At 65.5% G+C, this 2384-nt stretch carries 2 protein-coding genes; one reads left to right on the top strand and one right to left on the bottom strand.

Going from position 1 to position 2384, the window contains the following annotated elements:
* Positions 1–229 precede the first annotated feature (229 nt).
* Complete coding sequence (locus CAG41_RS21205; RefSeq protein ID WP_085638158.1) at positions 230–967, bottom strand: thioesterase II family protein; 738 nt, start codon at positions 965–967, stop codon at positions 230–232.
* A gap of 138 nt (positions 968–1105) precedes the next feature.
* On the opposite strand from CAG41_RS21205, the gene CAG41_RS21200 reads away from it, so the two are divergent.
* Positions 1106–2239: a cupin-like domain-containing protein gene (locus tag CAG41_RS21200; protein WP_085577542.1), complete on the top strand. Its 1134-nt coding sequence runs from the start codon at positions 1106–1108 to the stop codon at positions 2237–2239.
* Positions 2240–2384 lie beyond the last annotated feature (145 nt).

Below are 2384 nucleotides of genomic sequence, written 5' to 3'. Positions count from 1 at the left end.
TTCTTGGGATCCGGATTCAGTAGGCAAGAAGCACAAAGGCACGTCGTCCCTATAAAACGAACCCAGACCTGAAAAATTAGCGATTGAGAACAACTGTCAGCGGGGAGGTAAAGCGGGGGCGCAGGAGGGAATTCTTGAAGGTGGGAGGGGTTGTCTTGGCCTTGCTCGGCGGCGCCCGGGCTGGCGATGGCTTCAGTGAGGGCACCGCCTGCCGGACTGGAGGGGAATGTCAGGCGCTCACGGCCAGGGCATGCCGCCGGTGATGGATCTCCAGTTGGTCCTTGATCACCTTCAGCACCTTGGCCTCGTGCTCATGGATGAAGAAGTGCCCGCCGGCCAGCATGTCCACCGAGAAGCTGCCGCGGGTCTCCTTGCTCCAGCCGATCAGCTGTTCGGTGGTGGCGCGGTCGGCCTTGCCGCCCAGCACGTGCACCGGGCAGTTGAGCAAGGGGCGCTGCATAGGCTCGAAGGTGCCGCAGAGCAGGAAGTCCGCGCGCAGGATCGGCAGGGTCAGGCTCATCAACTCTTTGTTGGCCAACACTTCTTCGCTGGTGCCGTTGAGCGTGCGCAGCTGCTCGATCAGTTCGGCATCGGTCTTGGGGTCGGCGAAGCCGCGGTCGTAGTCGGCCCGCAGGGTCGGCGCCGCCGTGCCGGAGGCGAACAGCGCCACCGGCTCCGGGCAGCCCAAGGCGCGCAGGGCATGGGCCAGTTCGCAGGCCAGCAACGCGCCCAGGCTGTGGCCGAACAATGCGTACGGGGTCTTGAGCGTCGGGCGCAATTCTTTGGCCAACTGCATCGCCAGCCCCCGCATGTCGGTGTGCAGCGGCTCGTCGAACCGGGCGCCGCGCCCCGGCAGTTCCACCGGCTGCAATTGCAGCCATTGCGGCAGCTTGGGCCGCCAGCGGCTGTAGACCATGGCACTGGCGCCGGAATACGGCAGGCACAGCAGGGTCAACTTGGTCACCACGCTTCCCTCTCATGAACGTCTCTATAGAGGGGGGACGGATGGCCCGCCCGGCAAATTAGTCGGCGCCCGGTAAATTCCCCCGACAAGCGCTCGTTAACCGTTCAGACCAAAACAACAACGTCACAGCGGGGAATCACCGTGGATCTGCACAGCATTCTGGGCAAACTGTTCGCCAATGCCGGCGCCGTCGGCATCGAAGGCGTGTTCCAATTCGTGTTCGGCCCGCAGGCGGCGTACTGGGCCGAGGTCGGAACCACCAGCCGCACCGGGCCCGGGCGCCATGCCAGCCCCGATGTGACCATCGAGGTGGCGCAGCAGGATTTCCTCGGGATCATGGGCGGCACGGCCAACGTCGAGGAACTGTTCGCCAGCGGTCGCCTGAAGATCGGCGGCAACATGGGCCTGGCCACGCTGCTGCCGCAAATCATCGACCAAGCCATGCACGGCGGCGCCCCGACCGAAAAGGTCGACATGAACAAACGTTACCCGACGCCGGCGCGCGTAAGCGAGCGACTCACCGCGGGGCTGCCGGTGCAGACCCAGATCGAACGGCGCCCGCGCAGCGAATTGCCGGTGGACGAATTCAGGCGCCGCTACCTGCCCCAGGGCATTCCCGTGGTGATCAGCAATGCATTGCACGACTGGCCGCTGTTCAACCTCAGCCGTGAAGAATCGCTGGAGCACTTCGCCGAGCTGCAAGGCATCACCCGCCACGGCGACTACGTGAAGAAGACGTTCTCCACGGAGCGGGACTTTCGCTCCACGTCCATGGCCGAGTTCATCGCCTCCCTCGACAGCCCGGCGGTCAAGGGCGAAAACGGCGAACCGCCGGCCTACATGGGCAACAACATCCTGCCGGCCAAGCTGATGGAACAAATCCGCCTGCCGGCCTACTTCGACGCCGGGCTGTTCATCCCGCCCCGGATCTGGATCGGCCCCAAAGGCACCCTCACGCCGCTGCACCGCGACGACACCGACAACCTGTTCGCCCAGGTCTGGGGCCAGAAGCGGTTCACCCTCGCCGCGCCCCATCACCGCGAAGCGCTGGGCACCTGGTCCACCGCGCCGGAAGGCGGCCTGGACGGCTGCGACTTCAACCCGGACGCGCCGGACTACGGGCGCTTCCCCGCCGCCCGCGACGTGACGTTCCTGCGGGTGGTGCTGGAGGCCGGGGATCTGCTGTTCCTGCCTGAGGGCTGGTTCCATCAGGTGGAGTCGGTCTCGACGTCGCTGTCGGTGAACTTCTGGGTGAATTCCGGCCGGGGCTGGTGAAGCGGCAGCCTTGCCCCTGCCCGGCGGCGCCCTCGCTGACGCCATCGCCAGCAGGCTGGCTTGTATGCTGGTACTTGAAGGGAGGAGGAGGGACTAGGCTGGATTCTGACTGTTGACGCAGTACAGACCCGTGGGAGATTTCGCC

Origin of the sequence: Pseudomonas sp. B35(2017) (genome assembly GCF_002113645.1) — a bacterium.
Classification (GTDB): domain Bacteria; phylum Pseudomonadota; class Gammaproteobacteria; order Pseudomonadales; family Pseudomonadaceae; genus Aquipseudomonas; species Aquipseudomonas ekonensis.
Note: the sequence above shows the minus strand (reverse complement) of the source record. Positions and strands in the feature narration are given on the sequence as shown.